The sequence below is a fragment of the Prevotella sp. genome (genome assembly GCF_036570325.1).
In the GTDB taxonomy this organism is placed as follows: Bacteria; Bacteroidota; Bacteroidia; order Bacteroidales; family Bacteroidaceae; genus Prevotella.
Genome location: NZ_DATCYK010000074.1, coordinates 1 through 5,768 on the forward strand (window position 1 = coordinate 1; position 5,768 = coordinate 5,768).

Annotated in this window: 2 protein-coding genes and 1 pseudogene; 1 reads left to right on the plus strand and 2 read right to left on the minus strand. The window is 52.2% G+C overall.

Annotated elements, in window-relative coordinates; translation table 11 throughout:
• Window positions 1-499 (plus strand): annotated as a pseudogene (locus VIR50_RS08175) (glycosyl hydrolase); the annotation flags it as partial.
• Between the two features lie 433 nt (window positions 500-932).
• On the opposite strand, the gene VIR50_RS08180 reads toward VIR50_RS08175, so the two are convergent.
• Together VIR50_RS08180 and VIR50_RS08185 are read right to left on the minus strand one after the other, a co-directional pair.
• Complete coding sequence (locus VIR50_RS08180; protein ID WP_331934650.1) at window positions 933-3,272, minus strand: glycoside hydrolase family 3 N-terminal domain-containing protein; 2,340 nt, start codon at window positions 3,270-3,272, stop codon at window positions 933-935.
• Between the two features lie 117 nt (window positions 3,273-3,389).
• The coding region (locus tag VIR50_RS08185; protein ID WP_331934651.1) for a glycoside hydrolase family 2 TIM barrel-domain containing protein at window positions 3,390-5,768 on the minus strand (2,379 nt) is incomplete at its 5' end.

Genomic DNA, 5,768 nt, shown 5'->3' on the forward strand with positions numbered 1-5,768 from the left:
CAAATATCCCACTTCGGGCTACGCTTTGTCGGGCGACGACATGAAGAAAGCCGGCGTTACGCCGTCAGCCGACGACCTTTCGGGCCACAGCTACATGAAAGCGGCCGACCGCAAGGCCCTCGAGGCCAAGTACGAAAGCCCACTCGTGACCATCTATGAGGCCAAAGCCAAGCAGGTGGGCGGCCATGGTGGCATGGATTTCATCATGGATAGCCGCTTGGTTTACTGCCTGCAACACGGTTTGCCCTTGGATATGGACGTGTACGACATGGCCGAATGGTGTTGTTTGGCCGAGCTTGGAAGTCTGTCAATGGACCATGGCAACATGCCGGTGGCCGTGCCCGACTTCACCCGTGGCCAGTGGAAGGAGCAGAAGGGTTATGCCCACGCCTTCGCCTCGGCCGAGGAAGAAGCCAAGGTTGAGCAGGAAGCCGCTGCCTTCACGGCCAAACTGAAAGAGCGCGGTGCCAAGTATTGGAAGAAGCACGATAAGAAATAAAACCACCGTTTTGCCAAAGCAAGATAACGGTTTTGTGCGGATAAGAAAATGATTTTATATGAACAAGAAAACGATTTTTTCACTGCGGTAAAATCATTTGATAAGAACCGTAAAGTCATTTTATACGGATAGGAAAATATTTTTATACGAATAGGAAAAAATTTCTATACGAACAAGAAAACGAAAGCGGCCTTTTCACCTGATGAAAAGGCCGCTTTCGTGTTGTCAAAGCACTGCTTTGGGCGGGTCAAAAGGCCGCTTCCGCAAAGTCGTTGTACGGCGTTAAGAAGGGGAATGCAAGAAAGCGGTGAAATGAGAACTTAGGCATGGAGTTATCGCTGCGTTGTAACGCTATTTTTAGGCTTTGATAATCGAAAAAACATCGTGCGCCAATGAGAATGTCATTGGCGCATGATGTTTTTATGTTTGTAGGTTATCGGTCGACGGTAATCGTGGTTTTGAGCTTGATATTGTCCGACGCCGAGCCTATCATGAGCGTGAAGTCGCCGGGCTCTACCACCCGTTTGAGCTGTTGGTCTACAATGCTCAGGTCGTCAGCCGTGAGCGTAAAGCTGATTCTTTGGGTTTCGCCACGCTTTATCATGACCCGTTTAAAATGCTTGAGTTGCATGAGCGGTTGGGTGGTGGAGGCCAGTTCGTCGTGCAGATAGAGCTGGGCTACCTCCTCACCGTCGCGCGTTCCCGTGTTGGTTACGTCGAGACTCACGTTGAAAGTGGTCCTATCCTTTCGCTCTACGCTTAGATTGGCGTAGTCAAAGGTAGTATAGCTCAGTCCGTAACCAAAGCTGTAAAGCGGTCGGGCGCTCATTTCCACGTAGTCGTGGGCCGCGGGCGCCTTCTTGTTATAGTACACCGGCAGTTGTCCTATGTGGCGGGCTACGCTCACGGGCAGGCGTCCTGCGGGGTTATAGTCGCCAAATATAACGTCGGCAATGGCCTGTCCACCCTCTTGTCCGGGGTAATAGGCCGTCAAAAGGGCGTCGGCATGCTCGTCGGCCCATGTCTTTTCGAGCGGTCTTCCTTCGATATAGACTACGATTAATGGCTTTCCGGTTTGTCGAAGGGCCTCTAACAGCTCTTGCTGGCGGCCCAGTAGGGTAAGCGTGGCACGGTCGAAACCTTCTCCACAGTCCATATCGCTCAGGCTCTTGCTGTCGCTTACGGCGGCGCCCGTTTCCTTATAGCTCGTCTTGAAGTCACGAGCCGAACTGCCACCCACGGCCACTATCACAGCGTCGGCCCGCTTTGCTGCGGCCACGGCGGCTGCTATGTCGGCTTGGTTGGTATCTCTTACGGCGCAACCCTTCACGTATTCTATGTTGGCGGCGGGCAGTTTGGTCTTTACGCCGTCGAGAATGGTCTTCACGTTGCTGCGCTCCTGCGGTGCGGTGTAGTCGCCTAAGAGGTTATAAACGTTGTCGGCATTGGGTCCTATGACCGCTACCTTCATGTCTTTGGCCAACGGCAGCGTGTTGTTTTTGTTCTTTAGGAGCGTCACGAGCTGGCGGGCGGCTTCTCGGGCGGTAGCTATGGCGTCGGCGTTGCGTACCTCTCGGGCGGCCTTGGGGTCGACGTAAGGATTGTCAAACAGTCCCATTTCAAACTTCATGCGCAGTATTCGGGCGCAGGCAGCGTTGATTTTGTCCTCGCTCAGTTGGCCTTTTCTTACGGCGTCGGCCAAGTGTTCATAGGCCAGTGCGCCCAAATCGGCGTCTACTCCTGCGTTAAGGGCCATGATACCTGCCTCGTCGCGCGTGGCCGCAACGTGATGAGTTTGCCATATTCCGTCGATACTATAAAGGTCGGAAACGACAAATCCACGGAAATTCCAGCCTTTTTGCAGCACGTCGGTTAGAAAATAACTGTTCGCAGTGCTGGGAATACCGTCGAGAGAGTTGTACGATGTCATCACGGAAAGGGCACCGGCGTCGATGGCTCGCTTGAAAGGAGGCAGGAAACTCTCATGAATCTCACGCATACCGAGGAACGTTGGGTTTCCGTTTTGGCCGCCCTCGGTGGTGCCATAGCCTATAAAATGCTTCAAAGTGGCCAGTGTGGCGAAGGGATTGTGGAGCTTTCCGCCGCCCAAACCTTTGACCATGGCCGCTCCCATGTAAGCTGTGAGGGTGGGATCTTCGCCAAACGACTCCTCAACGCGGCTCCATCGTGGGTCACGGCTCACGTCTAACACCGGTCCATAGCTGATATGACCACCTTGAAGGCGCACTTCTTTGGCGATGATACGGCCTACTTGTTCTATCAATTCAGGATTCCACGTGGCCGCCATGCCCAAACCGGTGGGGAAAACGGTAGTTCCGATGGCCATGTGGCCGTGGGGTGCCTCCTCCGCAAGGAAGAGTGGAATACCCAATCGGGTATTTTCCATCACGTACTTCTGCAGCGCATTGCCGCATTTGGCGGCCATTTCGGGCGTCAATCCGTTATCGAGCGACTTCCGAGTCCATGGATCGGCACGGTAAGTGGCCCACAACATGCCGATGTTTCCTTCTTTTATATCTTTCTTAAACTGCTCACCGGGCACCACGCTTTTGCCCTTCAGGTCGTAATAGTTCCATGCCAAGGTACATCGGAGCTGGCCTACTTTCTCCTCAAGGGTCATCCGTGAGAGCAAATCGCTGACCCGTTGCTCTACCGAAAGCCTTTTGTCTTGGTAGGGTAGTGGCTTTTTCTTGGCAGCGTTAGCCGATAATACAAGGCAAAGCGCGGCCGTTAGCAATGTTAACTTGTTCATTTGAATAGGTAGAATGTTTGTTTTTTAGGAAAAGAAAGCAGCATGCAGACCGGCTTGTCGGCATGCTGCAGTGTGATAATAATGGGGTTGTCATGCCGAAATAAGGCATGTTTGGGGTTATTCAACCTCCACAACTTTCTCTACGGCGTAGGATTGTGGCGCGATGGTAAACGACCAGTGATACTGTCGGTTGGCCGGAATGAGGAATGGTTTGTCAGGCCATGAGCCCCAACTATCGTATCCTCCCACGCCCTGCATGCGCCAATCGAGGCACAATTCTATGAAATTGCGAGGTTGAACGTCATCTATGTGGTGCTGACGGCGCAGCCTGTTCTTGGCCTTAGCCTCGTCGTGATTGGCTATTTGCTCATCACTAAAGTTGTTCCATTGGTACGGATGGGCCGTAGCTTCTTCACTATCAAAGTCTTCTATGCTGTTTCTGAGGGCGTTGAACTCCATTAAGCTGTCGGCTTGGAGCTGCAATCCGCGGCCTTCTTTATTGAGAATCTCGATCCATTGTGTATCTGTATGGTGGCCGTTTTCCTGCGGTCGCACGTAGGGATAGTACATTTGGGCGGCCGTTGTCTTGTAAATATCGAGGAAAGTGCCATGATTGCGGTCGCCATAGTTCTCCTCCGGGCCTCTGCCTAAGTAATTTATGTTGCCGAATTCGGCCGGGAAACGCATGCGCATGCCCACTCTCGGCAGCTCGGCGGTGCCCTCTTTGGCGGGCGTAAAGGTGATGTCGACCTTCACCATGCCGTAACCCGTGAAGGTATAGTCTACCAAGTAGCGGTTGCCGGCGGGCAAGTCATAGACTACATGCAGCACTGTGGCGTTCTTGGTCTTGGTTACTTGCGCCGTGGAAACCTTGAATTGGCGGCTGGCTTCTTTCCATATTTGGCCTCGAGTGGGCTGTCCGTTGCCGTAATCGTTGTCGTTTGGCGCGCGCCAAAAGTTGGGTTGAAGGCCGAAACCGTCGTGAGCTAACTCCTGATCGTATATCTTGTAGCTCTCTACTATGCCTTTTTTCTTGTTGAAAACAAAACGAAGTTGGGCGTCGGAGATAGTAATCTTATCGTCTTTCACTACCGTTTTGATGGGTGAATTGTCGGCGTAAGCAGAGCCGATGGCTATCTTTTCAAGCTTATAAACGAACTGTTCACGGGCTATTTCATGGTCTTTGGGCAGGCCTAAAGCGTCTTCACGGGTCTTCATGAACACATTTACGACAGCGGCATTCTCGTCTTCCAATTGCTCGGGATAGTCAATATGGAACGACGCCCACTGCTGGGGAGCGCCCTCGATATTAAGCTTTCCTTGGGCCATAACGCCGGCAACGGGAAACAGTTTCTTTACTTCGTAATAGAAATCGTAGTCCTTCAGGTTGGTGAAATAGAAGCGGTTGAACACTCGGAAATCACCTTTCTTCAGGTCGACGGCCTCAAACTTCACGTTCTGATGGGCATATTTCACCTCTGCCATGGCCGGATGCGGACGGCGATCGGGGTTGACCAATCCGTTGCAAAGGAAGTTTCCGTCGCTCGGGGCGTTTGTTCCGAAGTCGCCACCATAGGCATAGAAGGCAGCGGGCGAGGAGAGTTGGGCCGGATTTTCCTTGTTATCGGTAGCCAAAGGATGGTTGGCTTTGAGGCCCGTCAGCTTGCCATCGACGAGCAATCCTTGGTCTACCCAGTCCCAAATGAAGCCACCTTGCAGGTTAGGATACTTATAGATAGCTTCCCATTGGCCATGAAGATTACCCGTAGAGTTACCCATTGCGTGGGCATATTCCGAAGGCATGACCGGCCTATCACTGCCTTTACGTCCTATTTGCTCCAACCAAGCAGCGCCGGGGTACTGTGGTACGAACATGTCAGTGTTCCATTCCCACTGCGCACGCTCATAGTTTACGGGGCGATCCATCCACTCTTGGTCTTGCTTTTTCAGCCAAAGATAAGTTTGATAGAAGTTAAATCCGTTGCCGGCTTCGTTTCCTAACGACCAGAAAGTTACCGAAGGATGGTTCTTATCGTGCTCAAACATATTCTCGGTGCGCTGCATGTGCTTCTTCAACCATGTGGGATTGTTGCCCAAGGTCCTGCCTTTGTCGAGGCTGTAGCCCATACCGTGGCTCTCGATGTTGGCTTCGTCGTAAACGTAAAGCCCATACTCATCGCACAATTCATAGAAACGGTGGCCTTGCGGATAGTGACATAGGCGCACGGCGTTGATGTTATTCTGCTTCATAAGGGCGAAGTCGCGGCGCATAAGCTCCTCTGTGACGTAGTGACCGGTAAGAGGATTGTGCTCATGGATGTTCACTCCCTTGAACTTTATGGGCTGTCCGTTGATAAAGAGACAAGCGTCGGCACGGCCGTTGGGCGAAAGGTTGTGAACCGTTTTCAGCTCTATACGGCGGAATCCCACGTTATAAGGCACTATTTCTTGCTTCTTTCCCCAGTTTACCGTGATGAAAAGACGATACAGATTGGG

Excerpts from the sequence above, each read along its gene's own strand:
- VIR50_RS08180 (WP_331934650.1), bottom strand. The coding sequence starts at position 3,272 with ATGAACAAGTTAACATTGCTAACGGCCGCGCTTTGCCTTGTATTATCG.